At 67.3% G+C, this 22,992-nt stretch carries 18 protein-coding genes; 6 read left to right on the forward strand and 12 right to left on the reverse strand.

Features of this window, described 5'->3' with window-relative positions:
• Positions 1-2: 2 nt before the first annotated feature.
• The 7 genes from ABE423_RS06730 to ABE423_RS06760 form a co-directional block, all read right to left on the reverse strand.
• Positions 3-1,352, reverse strand: coding sequence for a CpaF family protein (locus ABE423_RS06730; RefSeq protein WP_049398477.1), 1,350 nt, complete (start codon positions 1,350-1,352; stop codon positions 3-5).
• Positions 1,337-2,593, reverse strand: a complete 1,257-nt coding sequence (locus tag ABE423_RS06735; RefSeq protein WP_317618055.1) for a fimbrial protein — start codon at positions 2,591-2,593, stop codon at positions 1,337-1,339. Before ABE423_RS06735 ends, ABE423_RS06730 begins: the two co-directional genes overlap by 16 nt.
• Positions 2,594-2,620: 27 nt before the next feature.
• Positions 2,621-3,979 carry a type II and III secretion system protein family protein gene (locus ABE423_RS06740; protein WP_346485487.1) on the reverse strand — a complete coding sequence of 453 codons (1,359 nt, stop codon included), beginning with the start codon at positions 3,977-3,979 and terminating at the stop codon, positions 2,621-2,623.
• An 18-nt stretch (positions 3,980-3,997) separates the two neighbouring features.
• Positions 3,998-5,035: a Flp pilus assembly protein CpaB gene (cpaB, locus tag ABE423_RS06745; protein ID WP_180837643.1), complete on the reverse strand. Its 1,038-nt coding sequence runs from the start codon at positions 5,033-5,035 to the stop codon at positions 3,998-4,000.
• A gap of 23 nt (positions 5,036-5,058) precedes the next feature.
• A complete protein-coding gene (locus tag ABE423_RS06750) occupies positions 5,059-5,535 on the reverse strand; it encodes a TadE/TadG family type IV pilus assembly protein (RefSeq protein WP_049398481.1) in 477 nt (158 codons plus the stop codon).
• Positions 5,532-6,077: an A24 family peptidase gene (locus tag ABE423_RS06755; protein ID WP_125894372.1), complete on the reverse strand. Its 546-nt coding sequence runs from the start codon at positions 6,075-6,077 to the stop codon at positions 5,532-5,534. Before ABE423_RS06755 ends, ABE423_RS06750 begins: the two co-directional genes overlap by 4 nt.
• Before the next feature lie 86 nt (positions 6,078-6,163).
• Positions 6,164-6,370, reverse strand: a complete 207-nt coding sequence (locus ABE423_RS06760) for a Flp family type IVb pilin (protein WP_126927984.1) — start codon at positions 6,368-6,370, stop codon at positions 6,164-6,166.
• A gap of 686 nt (positions 6,371-7,056) precedes the next feature.
• Here ABE423_RS06760 and ABE423_RS06765 point away from each other — a divergent pair.
• From ABE423_RS06765 to ABE423_RS06780, 4 genes are all read left to right on the forward strand, one after another.
• Positions 7,057-8,037, forward strand: coding sequence for a helix-turn-helix domain-containing protein (locus tag ABE423_RS06765; RefSeq protein ID WP_032128070.1), 981 nt, complete (start codon positions 7,057-7,059; stop codon positions 8,035-8,037).
• Positions 8,038-8,272: 235 nt separating this feature from the next.
• Positions 8,273-13,333, forward strand: coding sequence for a YadA-like family protein (locus ABE423_RS06770; RefSeq protein WP_180837642.1), 5,061 nt, complete (start codon positions 8,273-8,275; stop codon positions 13,331-13,333).
• Positions 13,334-13,394: 61 nt separating this feature from the next.
• Positions 13,395-14,231, forward strand: coding sequence for an OmpA family protein (locus ABE423_RS06775; protein WP_346485491.1), 837 nt, complete (start codon positions 13,395-13,397; stop codon positions 14,229-14,231).
• 121 nt (positions 14,232-14,352) lie between these two features.
• On the forward strand, positions 14,353-14,643 hold the full coding sequence (locus tag ABE423_RS06780; protein WP_019659952.1) for a hypothetical protein: 291 nt from the start codon (positions 14,353-14,355) through the stop codon (positions 14,641-14,643).
• An 85-nt stretch (positions 14,644-14,728) separates the two neighbouring features.
• Here the strand turns inward: ABE423_RS06780 and ABE423_RS06785 are convergent, their stop codons facing one another.
• On the reverse strand, positions 14,729-15,556 hold the full coding sequence (locus ABE423_RS06785; protein WP_180844364.1) for a class I SAM-dependent methyltransferase: 828 nt from the start codon (positions 15,554-15,556) through the stop codon (positions 14,729-14,731).
• A gap of 63 nt (positions 15,557-15,619) precedes the next feature.
• Between ABE423_RS06785 and ABE423_RS06790 the strand changes: the two genes are divergently transcribed.
• A complete protein-coding gene (locus ABE423_RS06790; protein ID WP_346485494.1) occupies positions 15,620-16,027 on the forward strand; it encodes a MerR family transcriptional regulator in 408 nt (135 codons plus the stop codon).
• A 73-nt stretch (positions 16,028-16,100) separates the two neighbouring features.
• Here the strand turns inward: ABE423_RS06790 and ABE423_RS06795 are convergent, their stop codons facing one another.
• The 3 genes from ABE423_RS06795 to ABE423_RS06805 all read right to left on the reverse strand — a co-directional run bounded on the left by ABE423_RS06795 (position 16,101) and on the right by ABE423_RS06805 (position 20,835).
• Entirely contained in the window at positions 16,101-16,817 is a 717-nt protein-coding gene (locus ABE423_RS06795; protein ID WP_024957423.1) for an MgtC/SapB family protein, read from the reverse strand.
• A gap of 101 nt (positions 16,818-16,918) precedes the next feature.
• Positions 16,919-18,691: a chloride channel protein gene (locus ABE423_RS06800; protein WP_346485496.1), complete on the reverse strand. Its 1,773-nt coding sequence runs from the start codon at positions 18,689-18,691 to the stop codon at positions 16,919-16,921.
• A 62-nt stretch (positions 18,692-18,753) separates the two neighbouring features.
• Positions 18,754-20,835, reverse strand: a complete 2,082-nt coding sequence (locus ABE423_RS06805) for a TonB-dependent siderophore receptor (RefSeq protein ID WP_346485498.1) — start codon at positions 20,833-20,835, stop codon at positions 18,754-18,756.
• Between the two features lie 131 nt (positions 20,836-20,966).
• Here ABE423_RS06805 and ABE423_RS06810 point away from each other — a divergent pair, with 131 nt between their 5' ends.
• On the forward strand, positions 20,967-21,887 hold the full coding sequence (locus ABE423_RS06810; RefSeq protein ID WP_346485500.1) for a M14 family metallocarboxypeptidase: 921 nt from the start codon (positions 20,967-20,969) through the stop codon (positions 21,885-21,887).
• A gap of 101 nt (positions 21,888-21,988) precedes the next feature.
• On the opposite strand, the gene ABE423_RS06815 is transcribed toward ABE423_RS06810, so the two are convergent.
• Complete coding sequence (locus tag ABE423_RS06815; RefSeq protein ID WP_329810551.1) at positions 21,989-22,840, reverse strand: LysR family transcriptional regulator; 852 nt, start codon at positions 22,838-22,840, stop codon at positions 21,989-21,991.
• Positions 22,841-22,992 lie beyond the last annotated feature (152 nt).

Raw genomic sequence — 22,992 nt, forward strand, 5'->3', positions numbered from 1 at the left:
GCTCAGAAGTCTCCGTAGAGCGATTCGCGCAGCTGCTGGCGGAACGGCTCCAGCTTGTGCGAGTGCGGATGGAAGCCCAGCCCGACCCAGCGATCGATCTCTTTGCCGTTGCCGTCGATCTGCAGCTCGTGGCGGAACATTTCCTGGGTGGTGATCAGGTTGTCGCTGACCCCGGTGATCTCGGTGATCGAGACCAGCACGCGGCGCCCGCTGCCCAGGCGCGAGATCTGCACGATGAAGTCGATGGCACTGGCAATCTGCCGGCGCAGGCTGTCCTCGCTGCCCTGGAAGCCGGCAAAGCCGGCCAGCATCTCGATCCGGTACAGGCAGTCGCGGGGCGAATTGGCGTGGATGGTGGCCATCGAGCCGTCGTGGCCGGTGTTCATCGCCTGCAGCATTTCCAGCACCTCGGCACCGCGTACCTCGCCGACGACGATGCGGTCGGGGCGCATGCGCAGGCTGTTGCGGACCAGATCGCGGATGCTGACCGCACCGTGGCCTTCGGCGCCGCCGATACGGCTTTCCAGGCGAACTACATGCGGGTGGTTGAGCGAGAGCTCGGCGGTGTCTTCGACGGTGATCACGCGCTCGTTCGCGGGGACGTAGCTGGCCAGGGCGTTCAGCAGCGAGGTCTTGCCCGAGCTGGTTCCGCCGGACACCAGGATGTTGCAGCGCCCCAGTACCATCGCCTTCAGCAAGGCCTGCATCGGCGCATCGAAGGTGCCCTTGGCCAGCAGTTCATCGGGGGTGAACGGGTCCTTGCGGAACTTGCGGATGGACACCATCGGTCCATCCACCGCCAGTGGCGAGATGATCGCGTTGAGACGGCCGCCGTTGGGCAGGCGCGCATCGACCATCGGATTGGAGTCATCCAGGCGGCGCCCAAGCGGGGCGAGGATGCGGCGCAGGATGCGCAGCAGATGCGTATCGTCGGTGAAGCGCTGGGTGGCCCGCTTGAGCTGGCCGCCCTGGGACACGTGCACATCCTTGAAACCGTTGATCAGGATGTCTTCGATGGACGGGTCGTGCAGCAGGTCGTCCAGCGGGCCGAAGCCGGTCAGCTCCTTGACCAGGCCGTCGGCAACCACCTGCATCTCCTCTTCGTTGATCGGGATGCGCCACTCCTGGATGAAGCCCACCGTCTGCACCTGCACCCAGCGGGCGATGGTGTCGGGGGCCCAGGAATCGATGTCGATGCGCTCGTCCTCGATGCTGTTGAGCAGGTGCTCATGCGCGGCCGACAGCACCTTCTGGTACTGCTCGGTCTGCGCGAACGGCTGATGGCCCGGCGAGCTTTCGGGCAGCACCGGCCGGGCAACGGCATGCGGGAACGGGGTTACCTTGTCTTCCATTGCGATCCACCCAGGGCAAGGGAGAGTCTTTCCCGCAGGCCCTGCGCCTGGACCGGGCAGGCAGCCGGATCCAGGCGCGAAACCAGCGGAGCGAGGGCACGCAGGTAGGGGTCGCGCGGCGCATCCTGCAGCAGCAGGTGACCCTGGCTGGCAGCCAGGCGCACGCGCGGTCGTTCGGGAAGCGTGGCCAGCAGGGGAACCTCGAAGCGGCGCGCGATCTGCTCCGGGCTCATGCCGCTGCTGTCATCGTGGCGGTTGATCACCAGCTGCAGGCGCTTCTCGCGTTCGCGCTGCCCGGCAAGATGCTTCAGTGCCTGGTCGAGCGACACCAGCGTGGCAATGGAGGCATCGGTGACCAGCCAGATCTCGTCGGCCTGGTCCAGCAGCAGCGGCGGCAGCTGTCGCAGCGGGCAGCCACCGGCATCACACAGCACGCTGGCGAACACGGTGCGCAGGCGCTGCAGCAGCGCACCCGGATCGGACGGCGGTACCGCATCGCTGCCGCTGGCGCGGTCCAGCAGCACCAGTCCGGAATCGTGACGGGCCATGGCCGTACGGGCGAGGGTGGCGTCGATGCGGCTGGCATTGCGCAGCGCGTCTTCGTAGTGGAAGCGGCTGTCCAGGTTGAGGTACAGGGCGAGGTCGCCCGAAGGCTGGGCCAGCTCCATCAGCAGGCCATCCTGCTGCAGTGCCTCGCCCTGTGCCAGTGCACGGGTCTGCTGTGCCAGCACCGCAAGATGCGCGGCCAGCGTACTGGTGCCGACCCCGGCGCGCACGCCCAGCAGGACGATCAGGCGGGCCTTGTGCGCCTGCTGCGCGGCGGCGGCCGGTCGTGGTGACAGGGCGCGACGCAGCGCGGCCTCGATGCCGACGTTGTCGCTGTCCAGGTCCAGCACATCACGCAGGCCCGCCCGCAATGCGATGACAACGCCTTCCACCTGGCCGGCACTGGTGGCACCGACTGCAACCAATGCCAGATCCGGCTCGGTCTGCTGCAGTTGCTGCGCCAGCACGCTGGAGGCGGCCGCATGTTCCGGGCGGAAGTCGAGCAGCACAAGGCTCTGCGGCCCGCGTTGCAGGTCCTGGGCGGAGGTCGGCGTGCTGCTGTCCTGCCAGTGCAGGGTGGTGGTTGGCGGCAGTTTCGCCGCCAGCCGGGGCAGCAGTTCGCGATCCATTCCGTACAGGACCAGGTTCATCGGCGGTCCTTGCGGATGCAGCGGCTGGGCAGTGGCGTAGGGCATGGGCGTGGTATCGCAGGCATCATGGAATCAGCGTGAGAAGCCGGGCACCGGGTCCTGGCTGATCGGACCCAGCAGCCAGGCGCCCCATTCGGGCATGTGCGGCTTGGCCTCGCGGTCGCCGGGCAGCGGCAGCTCGGTGTTGCGTGCCAGCGGCTTCACCAGGCGTGGCGTGACGATGATCACCAGTTCCTTGTCCTGGCGCTTGTAGTCGAAGTTGCGGAAGAACGAGCCGATGATCGGCAGGTCACCCAGCAGCGGGATCTTGCCGACGCTGGAAACCACGTTGGAACTGACCAGGCCACCGATCACGAAGCTCTCGCCATCGCCCAGTTCGACCGTGGTGTCGGCGCGGCGGGTGGTGATGGAGGGAATCTGCACGCCGTTGAGCGCGATGGCGTTGCTGTAGTCCAGGTCGCTGGCTTCCGGTGCGACTTTGAGGGCGATGCGGTTCGGTGCCAGTACCGTCGGTGTCACGGTCAGGCCGATGCCGAAGGGCTTGTAGGTGATGGTGGTGGTGCCCAGCCCCTGCGGTTCCAGGATCGGCAGCTCGCCGCCGGCCAGGAAACTGGCGCTCTGCCCGGACAGCGCGACCAGTGTCGGCTCGGCCAGCACACGCGCCATGCCATTGCTCTGCAGCAGGTCGACGTCGGCATTCCACAGGCCCTTGGTCGAGCCGAACACCAGGCGGAAGGCCGAAGAAATGGGTGATTCGGCTTCGTTGCCGGAGTTGCCTTCCTTCATGCCGGGCAGGATGCCGGTGTTGCCCGGCAACTGGCCGCCCGGGCGGGCGAAGCCGTAGGCGAAGTTGCCATTGCGGTTCTGGAAGCTGATGCCGATCTGCTTCAGTGCGGTCTTGTTGAACTCGACCACCTTGACTTCGACCTGGACCACGCCGCCGCTGCTCACTGTGGATGCGTCGGCAAGCAGGCCATCCTTGCCCAGGGCCATGGCGGCAGTCTTCTGCGCCTGCATGTGCGACAGCACGCTCTCGGTGCTTCCCTGCAGCAGGCCCTGATTGTCCTGCTGGGTGAATACCAGCCCGTTCGTGCCGGCGTCGGCCGCACCCTGCACCGCACTTTGTACCCGCACCTGCAGGCGCTGTGGTTCGGTCTGCTTGCGGTGCCAGAGCAGGAGCGTGGTGGTGCCCGGCGCCTTGCCGACCAGCAGGGCCTGGCGCTGGCCGCGCAGCATCACGATATCGGCCACGCCCGGATCGGCAATGGCGACCCGCTCCAGATCACCCGGCAGGGTCCAGGGGCGCTGCTCACGCGCCTGCAGCACCAGGTCGTCGGCGGCCACGCTTGTCGCCGGTGCCAGCAGCACCAGCAGCAGGGCCAGCCAGCGCTGGCGGGGGGAAGGGCGTGGACTGCGGCGACGTTCGGTCATGGATGCGCTCGATGCAGGTCAAAGGGAACCACGGGGGGCGGAGCTGTCACCTCGGATGATTTCGATGCCCGATGCGCGTGGGGCACTGCGCCGTGGTGCGGGTGCGCGTGCCGGGGCATCCTGGGTGCTGCGCGCGGGCGCGTTGCTGCGGCCGGCCAATGCATCGCCGTCGATGCCGGCGAAGGCGTGATTCTCTGGCCGCTGCAGCGCAAGCTGCTGTTCCGCATCCAGGCCACGCAGTGGATCAATCACCCCGCGTGCCTGCGGGAACAGCGCCAGATCGGGCTGGCCGGAATCGGCAGGGTTGCGCAGGGCGAGGAACAGCTTGCCCTGCTGTGCACCCAGCAGCAGCCGGTTGGCATCGGCCACCGGCACCGCCAGTACCGCGCTGCGTGCCGGCTGGGCGGTCCCGCTGCCCGTGCTCTGGGTGCTGCTGCTTCCGGTGATGTCGGCGGCGCGTGGATCGTTGCGGCCATCGGCCTCGTTGCTGGCAACAGCGTCATGGTTGGCCGGGGCGATGTCCTGCTGGCCATAGCTGAGCACGCGCAGGCGCGACAGCAGCAGGCGCGTCTGTGCTGCGTCGGCCGGGCCGCCGGCAGTGGATTGGGCAGTGCGCAGGTTGAGGAACACGTCGACGAAATCACCGGGCAGGATGCGGTTGCCGGCCCCCACCAGCTCGTCGACCGGGACCGCCAGTGCGCGTTCCCCGGGGCGCAGCTGCAGCGAGAATCCCTGCGCGAGTGCGTTGCTGCTGATCGCCGTGCCTTCGGCGATGTCCTGCACCGGCACCTTTCCGACCACGGCGGAAATGCTGGTGGCGGCGCCGGCAACCGGGGCGCTGCGCTGTGCGAGACGCAGTCCGTTGGCAGAGATCGGTTCGCCGGCCGGCAGTCGCGCCACCGCTTCCACCACGGTGATCGCCTGGGCTTCGCTCTGCGCTACCGGGGCAACCGTGGCCGGTGCGGCCGGCTTGCGCCCGATCATCAAGGCGATCACCGCCAGCAGCACGGCCAGCCCGATCAGGGCGACGGCAGCAATGCGGGTCAACTTGAGCATGGAACCGTCTCCTGTACCGAACGTCAGTTGCCGCTGCCGAGGTCGAGCTGAGCGACCGCGACGCTGCGGATGGGAGCCCGCATCACCCACTTGTAAAGCGTGGCGGTGCCGGGCAGGAAGGGATGGCTTGCGTAGTCGTAGCTGACCGTCACGGTCATGCACTGGGCGCTGGCCAGTCCGGCGCAGGGGGCCTGCGCGGAGACCAGAATGGCGTTGTTTCCGCCATTGCTGCAGTCGACCGGCTGACCCGAGAAGTTCAGCAGCCACTGCATCGAACTACGCGCCGCAACGCAGGCGGCGGTACGGCGTTCGTTGGCGCTGCCATAGCGCAGCGATGCACGTGCACCCTCGGCTGAGGCGGTTGCCAACGTCTGCTGGGCCGCCATGATCATCACGCCGGAGAACGTGAACAGCAGCAGCGGCAGCAGGCCCAGCATCAACATCAGCGCGAACTCGATGCTGGCCGCGCCACGTTGCCGGCGTCGGTTGTGGATGTTCATGCCACACCTCCGTACGTGCTGATGAAGACCCAGGCGATGGCGGATACCGCCAGGTAGGCGGCGTAGGGAATGCCTTGGCGTCCCTGGCGGGCGCTCTGCATCCCGCGCAGCGCCGGGTGCGAATGCCATTGCGAACTTGCCCGATGCATATGGGCTTGAAGGCCGATGGGCAGTACTGGGCCCAACCGGCGCGATACCAGCACCAGTGCGGCATGTGCGCCCGCTGCCAGGCTGGCCGCGATCCAGATCGGCAGCAGTGCCTGCCAGCCCAGCATCAATCCCAGTACCGAAAAGAATTTGACATCGCCGGCGCCCATCCAGCGCACTGCGTGGAAAGGCAGCAATGCGACCAGGCCGAGCGCCGCGCCGGCAACGTGGGAAGCCCACGGCAGGCGCGGCGCGTTGAACTGTCCGGCGATGAGCACGACAACGGTGATCGCGCATGCGGACAGCAGCCAGGCGTTGGGCACCCGACGGGCGTACAGATCGCTGATCGCGATCCGCAGGCACACACCGATGGCCAGCAATCCCAGCAGTGTCATCGCACCCTCCATTGTCCGTCAGTGGACGGTCAGCCGCCGCCTTCTGCAATGAGCCGCAAGCGCAGCCGACGGCTGCGCGGTCCCGGTCAGTTCCCGCCGGCAGGCGGTGCTGCACTACCGGAGGCCTTGGTGGCCAATGCGGAGAGATTGGTGAACAGGGTCTCGAAGAAGGACTTGATCTGCGCATTGCCGACCGCGATCAGGATGCCGGCAATCACAGCCGCCAGCAGGCCGTACTCGAGTGCGGTAACGCCATCTTCTTCCTTCAGGAACTTGCGGATCGATGCGTTCATGACGTTTGTCTCCCTCTACCTGTCTGCTACAGGACACCTGTTGGGCGGTGGCCCGGCTCCGCCGGGATCGTCCGTGGACCTCCGCACGTCCTGGCGGAGGAGGCACGGCGGGATGGACCCGCTGTGCTCAAGCAGGGTGATCGTTTCCAGGCGGGACGCCGTTCGCGCAACCGCGACCGCGCGGCGCGGGGCCGGTGGTCGACGTGTCGAGCGATACGTGCATGGTCATGCTGTCCCCCTGGGTGCGGTCATTATCAAAGACCGGATCACCGTGTTATCGACTTTGCCTGAATGGCGGCCGGCTGCAACCGGAACCTATATGCAAATTCGGCAGAATCCCATTGGTCCTTAATTTTCAAGCCGGGTTCTGTGACGGAAATCCGTTCGCCCGCACAACGATTCATCGACGTGCAGATAATGTGAGGCAGGCTTCAGGTCGCATGCGAAAACTGTGCCAAACGCGACAATCTGATTTTCACCTCTGTATCCATCTTATTCAACGCGGTGCAGATGTTTACCCCGTTGAATTATCGGGCATACTCGCATTCAAGTACTCGCGTTTCTTTTGGGGTGCGCACCTTGGCGGCGCGCATCCCGGTGATGGAAGAGATTCCATGAGAGGTGCGCGCCCTGTCAGGCAGTGGGGGCCGTACCGCACGGCGGATAATCGGGGGGACGACACTGTCATGGTCGATGGTGGGGTAGGAGACAGCGACGACAGCGGCCTGCGGTCGATCGACCTGGCGACGCTGAGCGGCGTGCTTCGTGTATGTGATGTCGAACTGCTTCTGCTCGATGGCAATGGGCCGCGGGCGGCCTTCGCGTCACGCGTGCACGAGGAGGCGTTGTTCTGCAGCATCAGCTGTGGATTCCATTGCCGTGGACGTTTCATGCTGCCGCCGGACTGGGCGATGCTGGGGTATCTGCATGCGACCGATGAAACCCTGAGCTGGTGCCATGGCGTACCGCTTGCCCCTGGGATGGCGCTGACCGTGATGCCCGAGGGCATCAGCGAGTTCACCCTGAGCCCGGGCACGCACATGACCCTGATGCTGGTGCCGGTGGCACGGGTGCAACGCAAGCTGACCGAACTGAGCCTGCGCAGCACGCCGCCGGCCGGACAGGCGCTTTCACTGTTCAATCTCGCCAGCGAGGCCGCCCCGCTGGCACAGCATTACCAGCAGCTGCACCTGCAGCTGGGCCAGGGCACGGGCCTGCAGCCGGAAGAAACCGAGCGGCTGCTGCACGAACACGTGCAGGCACTGCTGGGTGCGGGTTCCGCCGAACGCCCGGGTTGCAGCCGTGCGCGGCGCACGCATTATCTGATCGCACAGCGGGCGGAAAACTTCATGCGCCTCAACCTGCGCCGCAATATCTACATGAATGAGATCTGCGACGCTGCCGGTGTCAGTGAGCGTGGGCTGCGCTACGCGTTCGAGGACCTGTTCGGTACGTCGCCCAATCGTTACCTGTCGATGCTGCGCCTGTGCGCAGCCTGCCGCAGCCTGTCGATGGCCGATTCCAGCCGCCGTTCGGTCAAGGCCATCGCCCTCAGTTGTGGCCTGTGGGACCTGTCGCGTTTCGCCGACAACTACCGCAAGGTCTTCGGTGAACTGCCGCGTGACACGCTGATGCGCGCACCCGCGCAGATCGGCCAGCCCGCCTGATCCAGGCCCCATAAGGGTTTCCCGGCGGTTCCTGCCGGAATTGCATATCCGCTTGCCGATATGCTTGCCGCTTCTGCATAACCGGCTGCCGATTCCGACCGTGGATTTGCCGGAATGCGCGATTGCCGTGCCGGAATGAAGTGCGCAGCCGCCGTTGCAAACGCTGAAATGTCAGTCACCTGCCTAACGGCAAGTCCACTGACATTCCAGTTGTTCGCCTACGGGGGAAATGCTCATGAACCGCATCTACCGGCGTGTATGGAACCGCCAGCTCAATGCTCTGGTTGTGGCCTCGGAACTGGCCACCGGCGATAGCGGCGGCAGCGCCGCCCGCGATCCGCGCAGTGTCCTGCTGATGCCGACCGCACTGGCCCTGGCCCTGCTGTGTGCGCTGGCCAGCGGGCATGCAGGAGCATCCGAATCCAATCAGTCGCTGCGTGATCTGCAGGCACTGGCCGCGAAATACGCGCAGCCGATGCCGGTCAAGGTCGACGCAGAAGTCGCGCTGGCCGCGGCATCGCGCCAGGCGCAGAGCAGTCCGGCGATCAGCGCAGACGCGCGTGTGGGCCTGCAGCTGAGTACGACCTCGCTGCCGATCGTGCGCGACGTGCTGCCGGCTACCGTACAGGTGAAGCTGGCGGCGAATGCCGCGCCGAAGCAGGTCGCGGTTCCTGCACTGGCCGCCGATGTTCGCGCCAATGTCGGGCTGGGGCACGCAGCGTCCAATGTGGCGAAGATGGATGCCTCGCTGGCGGCCAACGTTGCGCCGTCCGCGCATGCGCCGCTCGGTGTGGCTGCGGATGCGCAGGCGAAGGCCAGGGTTGGCATCGCCGGTGCCCAGGCGGCCTCGATCGATACCGGTGCCAAGGCGGCCGCCGCTGTTGCTGGCGCATCCGCTGGCTCGCTGTCCGGCCTCAAGGCGTCCGTTGACGGCAAGGTGGATTCGCAGCTGAAGCTGGCGGGCCACCAGATCGATGGTCAGGGGCAGGTCAAGGCGACGGCGGCGGTCACGTTGCCGGCAAAGGAGGAGCTGCCGGGCGAGACCCATGATCGTGCGATCACCGCAGCTTTCGATACCGGTGTTGCCGGCAAAGTGCGCGTGCAGGCGCCTGATGGCCAGGAAGTCGTGGCCGACCGCAATCTGAAGCTGGCCGGCCAAGCGACTGTGGCAGCGCAGAACAGCGCACTGGGCGTGGGTGGCCTGGTGGGCGGCGTTGTCGGCGCGGCAGGTGGCGCCGTGGGTGGCGTCCTTGATGGCACCGTCGGCAACACGGTTGGTGCGGTCGGCGGCGCCGTGCACGGCACGGTCGGTGCGGTGGGCGGGGCAGTGGGCAGCACGCTCAATGGCGCCGTTGGTACGGTTGGTGCAGTCGGCGGCACCGTCGGTGGTGCGCTCAACGGAACGGTCGGTTCGGTCGGCAGCACCGTCGGCGGCGCACTCAACGGTGCGGTTGGCACGGTTGGTGCAGTCGGCGGCACTGTGGGTGGTGCACTCAACGGCACGGCTGGTGCGGTCGGCAGCACCGTCGGCGGCGCACTCAATGGTGCGGTTGGCACGGTGGGTGGAGTGGGCGGCACCGTGGGCGGCACGCTCAACAATACAGTGGGTGCGGTGGGCAGCACCGTCGGCGGTGTACTCAATGGCGCTACAGGTGGCAGCACCGGCGGCCTCGGTGGCCTGCTGGGCGATACGCTTGGCAATGTCGGCGGCGCCGTCGGCAACCTGCTCAATGGCAACCTCAACGGCACCATCGGCAATCTCGGCAGTGCCGTAGGCGGCCTGGTCGGCGGCACCCTCGGCGGTCTCGGCCTGACCAAGCCCTCGGCGATCCCGCCGACCAGCCCGAAGGCGCCGGCTCCGGCCGATCCGAACGCGGGCCTGATCATCGGCACCGGTGGCCTGGTCGGCAATGTCGGGCAGCTGATCGGCCCGACCACCACCAGCCTGTTCGGCGGCAACGGCTACCTGAGCAACGGCAACCTCAAGCTCAGCAACGCCAACGTGATGCAGACCTACTCGACGGTCAATGTGCTGGGCCTGCCCGTGGTCAACCTGTCGCCGGTCGGCAGCACTCTCAACGGCCTGGGTGGCGCCGTCACCGGCGGCAGCTCGCACCTGACCCTGATCGGTGGTGTCACCTCCGACAGCTACATCTACAACATCAACAACGGCAATCCGGGCGGCCTGCTCGGGCTGCTGCTGCCGAAGGATTCGCCGGCATGGGCGGCCAAGTGCCTGGATATTGTCCTCGCCGACATCTCCTGCTGGGCAGTCAATGCGGCGCAGGACTACCAGGTGCTGATGGGTGACGGCGCCTTTGCCAACGGTTCGAAGGAAGTGGTGATCGGTGCCAATGCCCGCCACGAGCTGCCGAAGGTCGATGCCAACGTCGCCTTCCCGGGCGCCGGCACCAATGATCCGAGCAACCCGACCGGTGTGCCGACCGCGGACTACGCCGCACGCATGGGCCATTCGGTGATCGTCGGCGACAGCGCGGTGGGCACGGCCAACGGGCAGACCCTGCTCGGTGCCGAGGCGACCTCCAACCAGGCCAATTCGGTTGCACTGGGCTACCGTTCGGCCGCGCTGCGCGGTGCCCAGGCCAGCTACAGCGCCTATGGCCTCACTGCGCCGCAGGTCTCGGCCGGTGAAGTGTCGGTGGGTACCGCCGGTGGCGGCGAGCGCCAGATCACCAACGTGGCCGCCGGTAGTGTCAATACCGATGCGGTCAACGTGGCCCAGCTGAAGGGTGCCATCAGCCTGATCGATGATGTGGCGGCCGCTGCGGTGACCTACGATCTGGACGGTGCCGGTAATCCGAACTATCGCCGCGTCACGCTCGGTGCGGGCACCGGCACTACCACCATCGGCAACCTGGCCGGCGGTGCGGTCACCGCCGGCAGCCTGGAAGCGGTCAATGGCGGCCAGTTGGCGGCGACCAATGCGGCCATCGCCAGCTTCTTCGGCGGTCGCGCAGCCTTCGATCCGGCCAGCGGTGCCTTCACCGCACCACTGTTCGAGATCAGCACCATCTCCACCGGCGGTGCGATCGCCAAGGGTCTGTATGAGAACGCCACCGATGCCTTCGCCGCGGTCGATGGTTCGCTGGTCAATCTCAACACGCAGATCACCGACATCCGCAACGGTGGCACCAAGTACCTGCGGGTGAACTCGACCGGTACCGAGGCACTGGCCAGCGGCGCCGACTCGATCGCGGTCGGTACCAACGCCCGCGCCACCGCCGCCAACAGCATCGCGGTGGGTGCCGGCAGCCTGGCTGACCGTGCCAACAGCGTGTCCATCGGTGCCGCCGGTGCCGAGCGTCAGGTCACCAACCTGGCTGCGGGTACCGCCGCCACCGATGCGGTCAATGTCGGCCAGCTGCAGGCGTCGGAACAGGGGGCACTGCGCTATGACCTCAATGGCGATGGCAGCGTCAACTACGCCAGTGCCACGCTCGGCCAGACCGGCACGGCCACCACGCTGCGTAATCTCGGCCCGGGCCAGGTCAGTGCCACCAGCAGCGAGGCCATCAACGGTGCCCAGCTGTTTGCGGCCAACCAGGCCGTGGCCACCCACCTCGGTGGTGGCGCGGCGGTCAACGCCAGCGGCGTGCTGACCGCACCGACCTACTCGATCAACAACGTCGCCGCCAACGGCACCGTGACCAAGGGCAGCTACAACGACGTTGGTACCGCCTTCGATGCGGTCAGCAACTCGCTGGCCAACGTTGCCGACCAGACCGATGAGATCGACAAGCTGGCCGTGAAGTACGACGTCGATGGCAGTGGCAACGTGCTCAACAGCGTGACGCTGACGGGTACCGGCACCGGCGCGGTGAAGATCACCAACGTCGCCGCCGGCAGCATCCTGGCCGGCAGCAGTGATGCCATCACCGGCGACCAGCTGTTCAGCACGAACAGCTCCATCGCCAACTACTTCGGTGGCACCACCGCGTACAACGGCACCACCAACGTGTGGACCGCGCCGAAGTTCAGCATCTCCAGCATCGCCACCGACGGCACCTTTACCAGCGGCGACTACAACAATGTCACCGCCGCCTTCACTGCGGTGGACGGCTCGCTGAAGGTCCTCAACCAACGCATCACCAACAACAGCGGTGGCAGTGCCTACCTGGCAGTGAACTCGACCGCAGCGCCTGCAACGGCTGCCGGTGCGGAAGCGGTGGCGGTCGGCCCGCAGGCCAGTGCGGCCGGTGCCAACAGCGTGGCGGTCGGCAACGGAGCCAGCGCCAGTGCCGGCAACAGCGTCGCCCTGGGTGCCGGGTCGGTGGCCAGCGTCGGTGCGCAGAGCGGCTACACCGGCGCCTATGGCCAGACCGGCGCCAGCAACTCGGCCGGTGAGGTTTCGGTCGGCAGCACCGGCAGCGAGCGCAAGATCACCCATGTCGCCGACGGTTCCGATACGTACGACGCAACCAATGTCGGCCAGCTGAAGAACGGCGTGAACTACGCCATCGACGAATCGAAGAAGTACACCGACCAGAAGATCCAGAACATCACCAACGTGGCCGGCAGCTTCCGCGCCAACAACACCAACAACCTGGCCGATCCGTCCGCCAGCGGTGCCAATTCGGCCGCAGGTGGCGCTGGCTCCACCGCCGCCGGTGCCAACTCGACCGCGCTGGGCAATGGCTCGCAGGCGCAGGCCGACAACTCGGTGGCGCTGGGTGCGGGTTCGGTGGCGAACCGGGCCAACACGGTCTCAGTGGGTGCCGCCGGTGCCGAACGCCAGGTGGTCAACGTGGCCGACGGTTCGCAGGCGACCGACGCGGTCAACGTACGCCAGCTGCAGGCCTCGCAGCAGGGTACGATCCGTTACGACACCACGGTGAACGGCGCGACCAACTACAACAGTGTCACGCTGGGCAGCACCAACAGCGGCCCGACCACGGTGCGTAACGTCGCCGCCGGCACCGCCGGTACCGACGCAGTCAACGTGGACCAGCTGAAGTCGGGCATGGCGCAGACCCTGGACTGGTCGAAGGCATACACCGACGAGCGCATGGGTGGCTTCGAGCGCGACCTGCGCAAGACCGACAACCGCGCCTCGGCCGGTATCGCCTCGGCTATGGCCACCGCAGCACTGCCGCAGCCCAGCGAAGCGGGCCGCAGCATGGCCTCGGTCGCCGCCGGCAGCTACAACGGCGAGTCGGGCGTGGCGGTTGGTATCTCCGGTGTCTCCGAAGGAGGGCGCTGGATCTACAAGTTCAGCGGCTCCACCAACAGCCGTGGCGAGGCCGGTGTGGCCGTCGGTGCCGGCATCCAGTGGTGATCCCCGCCGCCGGGCCGCACGCGCGGCCCGGCATCGCGGAAACGTCCAAAGGGGGAATGACATGAAACAGCATCGCATCGCCCGCACCGGCCAGGTGGCCGCAGTGCTGGGCCTGGTCCTGGGAATGGGCCTGCTGGCCGCCTGCCGCAGCCATGCGCCGGCCGCCGAAGGTCCTGCCGAAACCACCGCCGTGCAGTTCCCGGAGGCCTCGAAGGCCTCGCTGAAGGAAGGCATCTATCCCGACGTCGCCGACCTGCGCCGCTTCGCGCCGGGCATGAGCAAGCGCCAGCTGTACACGCTGCTGGGCACGCCGCATTTCAACGAGGGCATGTGGGGCGTGCGCGAGTGGAACTACCTGTTCAACTTCCGCACTGCGCAGGGCGCGGAGTACTTCACCTGCCAGTTCCAGGTGCGATTCGACAGCAAGGGCATCGCCCAGGGTGGCTACTGGAAGCCTGAATCATGTGCGGCGGTGCTGGACCCGCCGCGGCCGCCGGCCCCGCCTGCACCGGCGCCGTTGCCGGAGCAGCCGTTGCGCCTGTCCGCCGATGCGCTGTTCGGTTTCGACAGCGCGGTGCTCAGTGCCGAAGGCCAGCAGGCCGTGCAGGGCGTGCTGGCGCAGGTGCGCGAGGCCAGTCAGGTGCAGTCAATCCGGGTGACCGGGTATACCGACCGTATCGGCAGTGCCAGCTACAACCAGGCCCTGTCGCAGCGACGTGCCGAGGCCGTGCGCAGCGCGCTGGTGCAGGGCGGCGTGCCTGCAGCCAGCATCAGTGCCGAAGGACGCGGCGCGGCCGAGCCGATCGTGCAGTGCGAGCAGCGCAACCGTCGCGAGCTGATCGCCTGCCTGGCGCCGAACCGGCGCGTGCAGATCGCCGGAATGGCCCAGCCGCGCTGAGAGTCCCGCACCGGGGCCACGCCCCGGTATCTCGAGTCCCCCCTGACCGTCGGCAGGACGTGGCCACGTCTCCCCCGTTGTCCACGCCTGCCGGCGGCTCAGGTTTTCCATGGTGCACGCGATGAACGCCCAATTCCTGCCTCTTTCCATGAAGACGGAAACCACACTGAGTGTGTACGGCCAGCTCGGCAATCATGCGGTGGTGCGCATTCCCGGGCGGCGCCTGCCGGGGTTGATCCTGCAGGCAGACACCGTGGCCGGCTTCCTTGCCCAGCTGCAGGAAGCCCAGGCCTGCCTGCGCAGTGGGCGCGCACAGCGCACCGACGCCGAGCTGGACATGCTGATCGACGTGCTGCAGCAGTGGTATGCGCTGATTGAATCGCGCCTGGCGGACGCCGGCGAGGCGCTGTAGTAGAAAAAGGGGACGGAGGGGATTAAGTCGTTCTTGCCCCGGCTGTGCCGGAAACGACTTAATCCCCTCCGTCCCCATTTTTGTATCAGGCGCGGGCGCGGACCAGCCAACAGGCGGCATCGACGCGCACACGGTCGCCTTCGATGAAGGGCGCGAACGCGGCCAGCGCCTTGTTTCGAAGTGCGTCGGCGCGGTCTTCGGGCAGGTTCCGCAGCGCCAAGCCCAACGGGCCCAGCTGGCCGACATAGGTCGGCAGTTCATCGCGGGCGATCGAGCAGGGCAGGTCTACCGCGACCAACTCCACATCCTTCCAGCCGGCGGCCTGCAACAGACGCTGCACGCGCTGGCCATCGGCAAAGGCAAATTGGCCGGGTGCTCCTGGCACCCGCGGCGGAAGCTCAAGTGCATCGCCGATCGCGCGTTCGGCCGTGGTCATGAACGGGTTCTCGTCGGCACTGCGCCAGGCGATGAAACGCAGCCCAGCGCCTGGCGTTGCAGCACGATGCAGGTTGGCGAAGGCGGCCTCGGTATCTTCGAAGAACATCACACCCAGCCGCGACTGGATCCAGTCGAAGTGCGCGGAGGGCAGCGGATGCTGCTGCGCATCGGCCACGATGAAGTCCGCGTCCAGTCCGGCCGCCTCGGCGCGCTGGCGGGCCAGTGCCAGCATCGGCGCGGAGATGTCCAGGCCGGTGCTGTGTGTCGCCGGGCGAGCGGCGGCTGATGCCAGCAGGCTCGCGCCGGTGCCACAGCCGATATCGAGCAGTTGCGTGACGGTTTGCGGAAGCTCGGCCACCAGCAGGTCGGCCATGGGCTGGAACAGGCCGTCGAGGATGGCCTGCTGGGCGACCCAGATCTGGCCGCCAGGGCCATTCCAGAGCGCATTCTGATCAACGGGGGATGTACTGGCCATGGCCTTGTCCTGCCGGGAAGTTGCCCATAGGTTGATGCTTGAAGGCGACTTGAGGTCAAGCCCATGCGTGAACTGGATATCGGCGAGGTGGTGAAGCGCAGCGACGTGCCGGCCTCGACCCTGCGTTACTACGAGCAGCTCGGGTTGTTGCAGTCGCTGGGCCGTCGCGGCCTGCGCCGGCAGTACGACGAGCAGGTGCTGGAGCGCCTGGCGTTGATCGGCCTTGGCCGGTCGGCCGGGTTGTCGCTGCAGCAGATCGGGTTGTCGCTGCCGCCTCAGCGCGGATGCATTACGCTGGATCGCGAAGCCCTGCTGGCACAGGCCGATGTGCTGCAGCAGCAGATCTCCCAGCTGCAGCGGGTGCGCCGTCATCTACAGCGCGCGGCGGCCTGCCCGGAAGCACAGGACGCGCGCCAGTGCGGTTCGTTCCGCAAGTTGTTGAGGGCCCAGCAGCGCCTGGCGGGTGGGTGAGAGAAGCGCATCCACGCATGGCGTGGATCTACTGCACCACAACCTCGGTAGATCCACGCCATGCGTGGATGAATCAATCGCGGGTACTGACTTCCCAGGTGGCATGCAGCACGCCCGGCACGTGCTCCATCCGCGCCAGCACAACGTCCAGCTCATCGGCACTCACGGCGGTACTGACCAGCACCGCGATCACATCGGTGGGCGCGTCGGCATGCTCGACCACCTGCACATCACCGACCGGATACTGCGCTGCTTCCAGCGCATCGACCAGGCGCTCGCGCACGCGCGGCACCGCTTCGGCATCCACACTCAGGCGCACCTCGTAGGTGGCCTCGGTGGCCGTCTCGTTGATCGGGATGCGGTTGATCGCATTCACCAGCGGCCGCAGCAGGGTGTTGCCGGCGATGATCAAGACCGTCAGCAGCACGCCTTCGGCCAGCATGTCCGCGCCGGTACAGCTGCCGACCGCCGCCGAGCACCACAGGGTGGCGGCGGTGTTGAGGCCGCGCACGTTCATGCCTTCCTTCATGATCACGCCGGCGCCGAGGAAGCCGACGCCGGAGACCACGTAGGAGATCACCCGCACTGCCTCGGCGCTGCCGGCGATGCGCATGCCCAGGTCGACGAAGGCAGCGGCGCCGACGGCGACCAGCACGTTGGTGCGCAGGCCGGCGGTGCGTTGGCGGTACTGGCGCTCGGCGCCGATCAGCGTGCCCAGCACGAAGGCGGCCAGCAGGCTGACCACGGTGTCGGCGAAGGGGCCGGCCTGGAAGGTTTCAATGAAGCGCATGGCCGGAGTCTACCCGGTCGAGGTGACAGTAGATCCACGCCATGCGTGGATTTCGAGGCGGCCAGAAACGACTTAATCCCCTCCGTCCCCTTTTTGCGGGGTCAGTCGGTGTCCTCGACCCGCTCGCCCATCAGTTCGCGCTGGCGCTTGTCCAGTTCCTCGGCGTAGCGCTTGCGTACGAAGGCTTCGGAGACCACGCCCAGCACCTGGCCGTCGGCAGCGACCACGGCCAGTTCGTCGGCCTGGGTGTGGTCGAAGCGCTGCATCACGGTGACCACGTCCGCGCTTGGCAGCAGTGACACGTCGCGGTTTTCCGCCAGTTCGCCGATCATGGTTTCGGGCTTCACGCCGTCGCCGTACACGCGCGGAATCTGCACGATGCCGGCGTAATGGCCTTCGCTGTCGATCAGGATCACGCGGCTGCCCGAGCCCAGTGGGAAGCGCTGGCGGAAGGTGGAGGCGTCGAGGTCGGCCGGCGCGGTGGCCACGCCCTTGCGCATCAACCGGCCGGCGTTGAGGTTCTGCACCCAGCCCACGTCGCGGGCGCTCTTGATGGTCTCGCCGCGCAGGTGCATGCGCCAGGTCGAGAACGAATAGCCGAACCACTGCCGCACGAGCGTGCTGGAGACCAGCACCGCACTCATCACCACGCTGGTCAGCAGGAAGTCGTGGGTGCCTTCCAGCACCAGCATGGCCATGGTCATCGGTGCGCCGACCACCGCAGCGGCCAGCGCTGCCATCCCGGCCAGTGCGGCCGAGGTGGCGTCGATCACCGGCACGCCGGTGGCCATCGCCAGCAGGCCGGCGAACAGGGCACCGACCAGGGTGCCCATGAACAACGAGGCGAAGAACAGGCCACCGCGGAAGCCGAAGCCCAGCGAGATGCCCGAGGCCAGGCACTTCAGGGTCAGCAGGCCACCGATCCAGATCAGTGGCAGATGCGTGGTCAGGTCCAGGTGCAGCGCGCCATGGCCGGACGACAGCACCTGTGGGCTGGCCAGTGCCAGCGGAATCAGCAGCAGGCCGCCCACCACCGGCCGGCCCCACAGTGGCAACGGGCTGCGCTTGACCGTGCCTTCGATCGAGGCGATCAACCGCATCACCGCGATGCCGACCATCGCGCAGCAGCAGCCGAGCAGACCGTAGATGGCGTAGTCGGCGGCGCGGACATCAATCGTCGAGGCGGCCGGCAGCAGGTAGGCCTCGATGCCGGCCTGGTCGGCCACGAATGCGCCAGCCAATGCAGCGACCGCCACCGGGGCCAGCGCGGCCGGGGTGTAGGCGCCGATGACGATCTCGAAGGCGTAGAACGCACCAGCCAGCGGTGCACCGAAGGCGGCGGCGATGGCACCGGCGGCACCGGCGCCGACCAGGATGCGCACATCGTTGCGGCGCAGGCGCATCACCCGGCCCAGCTGCGAGCCGCTGCCCGCGCCCATCTGCGTGTACGACGCTTCCAGTCCGACCGAGGCGCCACAGCCGTTGGACAGCAGGGTCTGGGTCAGCACGATCAGGTTGTCGCGCATCGACATGCGGCCGCCATGCAGGGCGTTGGCTTCCACCGCATCGAGCAGGGGCCGCTTGAGCCGGGTCGCAGCCAGGCTGACCAGCCCGACCAGCAGGCCACCGAGCGGCAGCACCAGCAGCGCGGTCCAGGTCAGCGAGGGCAGGGAGCTCAGGCGCATGCCGTCGTCCAGCCCGTACAGAGTGCCCTGCAGCCAGCGTGCGATGCCGGACTGCAGCAAGGTCAGGTAGCCGGCGATCAGGCCGACCAGCAGGGCAAGCGCAATGAACCACAAGTCACTGCCGCGCAGCCGCAGGCGCAGGCCCTGGAAGGCCGCATGCAGGCGCGATGGCGAAACAGGCAGTGACATGGTGGCGGCATGATACGCCGCCACCGTGATCGCCGCCGTCACTGCATCGGGCGGTTACTGCGTCAGAAGCGGTAGCGGCCCTGCGCGTAGAAGGTGCGCGGCGCAGCCACCATGCGGCCGGCGTTGCCATCGACGTTGCGGGTATACCAGCGCTTGTCGGCCAGGTTGTTCACGCCCAGCGCGATCTCGCTGTCACCCAGTCCCGGCACCTGCCAGGCCACCTGCGCGTTCCACAGGCGTACGCCCGGCACGCGGCCCACGCGCGCATCGGCGCTCTCGGCCCAGGTGTTGGCGGCGTCGGAGAACTGGCCGCTCTGGTGGGTGCTGGAGACATTGAAGGTCCAGCCGGCCAGTGCATAGCGTGCGCCGACGCTGTCGGTGTCGCGCGAGTAGAACGGCACGTCCAGGCCACGGTTGTCGCCGGACTGCTGGATCGCCTTGGTCCAGGTGTAGTTGGCGTACAGCTCCAGACCGGCCAGTGCGCTGTCTTCGGCGAAGCGGTACTCCAGCGCGCTTTCCACGCCCTTGTGGTCGGTGGCGCCGATGTTCTGGAAGGTCGGCGGGGTGATGCCTGGCACCTGCAGGATCTGGTTGTCGAAGCGCATCTTGAACACGGTCACTTCCGCGCGCAGTGCACCGTCCTGCCAGCGCGCACCGAGTTCGGTGGTCTTGGCGATTTCCGGATTCAGCGGGTTGCTGGCGGTCTGTGAGTTCAGCTGGATGTTCTGCACCGGCCCGAACGAGGTGGTGTAGTTGCCGAACACGGTCAGCTGCGGAGTCAGCAGGTAGGCGACGTTGATCGAGGGCAGGGCCTTGTCGTTGCGGCTGCTGAAGGTCGCCGCGCCACCCGCCTGGCGGCGGTCCATGTCGATCCACTCCATGCGCACGCCCGGGGTGATCCGCCACTGGCCGATCGCGATGCGGTCGTCGATGTAGAAGGCGTGTGCGTCGGTGGCGTTGTCGAAGCGGGTGGTGGCACTGGCCGCGCCGGTGCGGCGGGTGACTGTGTAGCTGCGGTCGTTGCCACGCTCTCGCAGGAAGCGGTAGCCGGCGGTGATGTCGTGCACGCTGGCGCCCCAGTGCAGGCGCTGGGTGTAGCGCGGCTCGATGCCGAGCACACGGTAGTCGCGCGGCTGCACGGTCAGCTGGGTATTGGCGGCGTTGATCAGCGAGCTGGCACGGCTGCTTTCGTTGTAATAGGCCAGTACCTCGAACTCGCTGTTGGCCGAGAGCGTATTGGTGTAGCCCAGGTCGATGCCGGTGCGGTGGCCTTTCCAGAAATCGGTGGGGCGTGTGTTCTGGAACGGGTCGGCTTCGTACTGGGCGCGGGTCAGGCCACCCGGGGTCAGCGAGCGCACATCGTAGTAGGAGAGCTTGGCGCGCAGTTCCTGCTGTTCGTCGATGGCGTACGCGAACTTCAGCGCGAGGTCGTTGAAACGGTCATCGCTGCCCTGGCGCCAGCCGCGGCCATCCTGGCCGGAGTACAGCAGGGCCGCGCCCAGGCCGTTGTCGCCGGTGCCGCCGAGGAAGGCGCTGTACTGGGTGCTGTCGCCGCCGCCGTGGTCGTAGGCGGTGTAGCGCACACCGGCTTCGCCGTGCAGGCCGGCCTCGGTGGGAATGGCGCGGGTGCTGAAGTTGATGATGCCGCCCACGTTCTGTGGGCCGTAGCGCACCGCGCCGCCGCCGCGTACCACGTCGATCGATTCGATGTTGGACAGGCTGGTCGGCGCGAACGACAGCTGCGGCTGGCCATACGGCGCCACTGCCAGCGGCACGCCATCGAGCAGCACGGTCGAGCGCGGCGAGTAGCGCCCGGTCAGGCCGCGCACGCCGATGTTCAGCGAGACCGAACTGCCGGCGGTGCTGGAGTTGTCGGTGACCTGCACGCCGGGGATGCGACGCATGGCATCGCCGATGCTGGCCGCGCCGCTGGCTTCGATGCGCTGGCGGTCCACCACGGTGCGCGCGCCAGCGAAGCTCTTCACGCTGTCATGCAGGCCGGTGCCCAGCCAGCTGCCGGAGACCTGGATGCTGTCCAGCGTGGTGGCGCCGTCCTGGGCGAAGGCGCTGGCGGCCGGAATCAGGCACAGGGCGAGGGCGGCAGCCAGTGGCAGGCGGGCCGTTTGCGGGGCGTGGGTGGGCATCGGTGCGGGTTGTGGAAGGTCGTAAATGAGAATTATTGCTGATTCCATTCGCCAATGGAATGCGTCTCCGGTTCATGCTGATGGGCCGGTGGTAAAGTGGGTGATTGCTTCCTGACTCGCTGAGATCCGCCATGTCCCAAGCCGCTTTCTACCCCGTCGGAACCCCTGGCCAGCCGTGGGGAGCGGCGGAACGGGAGGCGTGGCGTGGCCGCCAGCAGCGCCTGCGTCGCTATGACGAGGAAGTGCTGCCGCGCATCGAGGCGCTGGCCTCGCGCTTCGACAAGGTGGCCTATGGCCAGCTCGACTACGCTGGCGAGACCTACACCTTGTTCGCCCTGCGCAGCCGCGACTGGAACCCGGCACTGCCGGCTGCACTGGTCACCGGTGGTGTGCACGGCTACGAGACCAGCGGCGTGATGGGCGCGCTGGAATTCCTCGAAAAGCACGCCGCCGACTACGCCGGCAAGGCCAACCTGCTGGTGGCACCGTGCGTGAATCCGTGGGGCTTCGAGCGCATCAACCGCTGGAATTTCGATGCGATCGACCCGAACCGCAACTTCCGCGCCGATGGCCCGGCCCGCGAGTCGACCTCGCTGATCGAACTGATCGCACCGATCAAGGGCCAGTTCGTGCTGCACATCGACCTGCACGAAACCACCGACAGCGACGAGAGCGAGTTCCGCCCGGCGCTGGCGGCGCGTGATGGCAAGCCGTTCGAGCCAGGCCTGATTCCGGATGGCTTCTATCTGGTGGACGACAGCGAGGCCCCGCAGGCGGCCTTCCAGCAGGCGGTGATCGCCGCGGTGGAAAAGGTCACCCACATTGCGCCGGCCGACGACAAGGGCGAGATCATCGGTTCGCCGGTGGTGGCGCATGGCGTGATCGAGTACCCGCTGGTGAAGCTGGGCCTGTGCGCCGGCATTACCGGGGCGAAGTACACCACCACCACCGAGGTCTACCCGGACAGCCCGCGTGCGACCCCGCAGCAGTGCAACGACGCACAGGTGGCGGCGGTGTGCTCGGCGCTGGATTACGCGCTAGCCCATCGTTGACCGGTAGTGCCGGCCGCTGGCCGGCAACTGAAAAAGGGGACGGAGGGGATTAAGTCGTTTGTGCCACAAACGACTTAATCCCCTCCGTCCCCTTTTTCGGTTCACCCCAATGCGTCGGCCCACCAGAGTGCGGCCGGTCCCGGCGGCGTATCACGGCGCCACAGCAGGTCGCTGTGGATGCGCCGCGGCCAGCCGGGCAGCAGCAGTTCCACCATCCGCCCGCGGTCGTAGCGCTGTACCAGTGCGCGCGGCAGTTCGGCCCAGCCGAGGCCGTCCTCGGCCATTTCCATCACCATCAGGTAGTCGGTGGCGGTCCAGGCCAGGCCGGTGACCACGCGGGATTGATCGACTTCCGCGCTCAAGCGCACCTGTCTATGCCGCGCCAGCTGTGCGGCGGCGCGACGGCCAGCGCTGGCCAGCGGATGCTCGCGCGCCACATACACCGACAGCTCGCTGTGGTGCGCCAGCGGACGTGCCACCAGTCCGTCCGGATAGTGCTCCTGCCGTGGCAGCAGACCCAGCGCGGCGCGTCCGTTGCTTACCAGTTCCAGCACGTCCTCGCCCTCGGCATCCAGCCATTCCAGCTCGATCTCCGGGAACGCCTCGGCGAAGCGTTGCAGCACCCGTTGTTCCGGGTCCAGTTGGTAGACGTCGGAGAACGCCACGGTCAGGCGCGGTTCGACCGGTGCGGCCAGGCGTACGCTCAACTGCTGCAGGCGGGCATCGGCAGCCAGGATTTCCTGCGCGTGCCCAAGTACCTGGCGCCCGGCCTCGGTCAGCTGCGGGTAGCGCCCGCTGCGGTCGAACAGGCTCACGCCCAGGTCGGCTTCCAGGTGGGCGATGGCGGTGCTGACCGTCGACTGGGTCTTGCGCAGGCGCCGCGCCGCCGCCGAGAACGAGCCCAGCGCCGCGGCTTCCACGAAGGCCTGCAGGGATTCAGGGGAGTAGGGCATTGATCCATCGCTCCTGTCGATGGAATCCATTTTGATACCACCGTAAAAGGCGATGATACTGGCTTCCATCGCCCCCGTCTGCGGGGCGTTCCGGACCCTCCACGCACGGCGTGGATCTATTGAAAAGGCGGCGCGGTCCCCGCCCTGCAAGG

Source organism: Stenotrophomonas sp. TWI1409, assembly GCF_039673015.1.
GTDB classification, from domain to species: Bacteria; Pseudomonadota; Gammaproteobacteria; order Xanthomonadales; family Xanthomonadaceae; genus Stenotrophomonas; species Stenotrophomonas maltophilia_A.

Coding starts and splice junctions, on each gene's coding strand:
- ABE423_RS06815 (WP_329810551.1), bottom strand. CDS start 22,840: ATGCCCTACTCCCCTGAATCCCTGCAGGCCTTCGTGGAAGCCGCGGCG.
- ABE423_RS06805 (WP_346485498.1), bottom strand. CDS start 20,835: ATGCCCACCCACGCCCCGCAAACGGCCCGCCTGCCACTGGCTGCCGCC.
- cpaB (WP_180837643.1), bottom strand. CDS start 5,035: ATGCTCAAGTTGACCCGCATTGCTGCCGTCGCCCTGATCGGGCTGGCC.
- ABE423_RS06750 (WP_049398481.1), bottom strand. CDS start 5,535: ATGAACATCCACAACCGACGCCGGCAACGTGGCGCGGCCAGCATCGAG.
- ABE423_RS06735 (WP_317618055.1), bottom strand. CDS start 2,593: ATGCCCTACGCCACTGCCCAGCCGCTGCATCCGCAAGGACCGCCGATG.
- ABE423_RS06775 (WP_346485491.1), top strand. CDS start 13,395: ATGAAACAGCATCGCATCGCCCGCACCGGCCAGGTGGCCGCAGTGCTG.
- ABE423_RS06795 (WP_024957423.1), bottom strand. CDS start 16,817: ATGCGCTTCATTGAAACCTTCCAGGCCGGCCCCTTCGCCGACACCGTG.
- ABE423_RS06810 (WP_346485500.1), top strand. CDS start 20,967: ATGTCCCAAGCCGCTTTCTACCCCGTCGGAACCCCTGGCCAGCCGTGG.
- ABE423_RS06755 (WP_125894372.1), bottom strand. CDS start 6,077: ATGACACTGCTGGGATTGCTGGCCATCGGTGTGTGCCTGCGGATCGCG.
- ABE423_RS06740 (WP_346485487.1), bottom strand. CDS start 3,979: ATGACCGAACGTCGCCGCAGTCCACGCCCTTCCCCCCGCCAGCGCTGG.
- ABE423_RS06790 (WP_346485494.1), top strand. CDS start 15,620: ATGCGTGAACTGGATATCGGCGAGGTGGTGAAGCGCAGCGACGTGCCG.
- ABE423_RS06785 (WP_180844364.1), bottom strand. CDS start 15,556: ATGGCCAGTACATCCCCCGTTGATCAGAATGCGCTCTGGAATGGCCCT.
- ABE423_RS06800 (WP_346485496.1), bottom strand. CDS start 18,691: ATGTCACTGCCTGTTTCGCCATCGCGCCTGCATGCGGCCTTCCAGGGC.
- ABE423_RS06730 (WP_049398477.1), bottom strand. CDS start 1,352: ATGGAAGACAAGGTAACCCCGTTCCCGCATGCCGTTGCCCGGCCGGTG.
- ABE423_RS06760 (WP_126927984.1), bottom strand. CDS start 6,370: ATGAACGCATCGATCCGCAAGTTCCTGAAGGAAGAAGATGGCGTTACC.
- ABE423_RS06765 (WP_032128070.1), top strand. CDS start 7,057: ATGGTCGATGGTGGGGTAGGAGACAGCGACGACAGCGGCCTGCGGTCG.
- ABE423_RS06780 (WP_019659952.1), top strand. CDS start 14,353: ATGAACGCCCAATTCCTGCCTCTTTCCATGAAGACGGAAACCACACTG.
- ABE423_RS06770 (WP_180837642.1), top strand. CDS start 8,273: ATGAACCGCATCTACCGGCGTGTATGGAACCGCCAGCTCAATGCTCTG.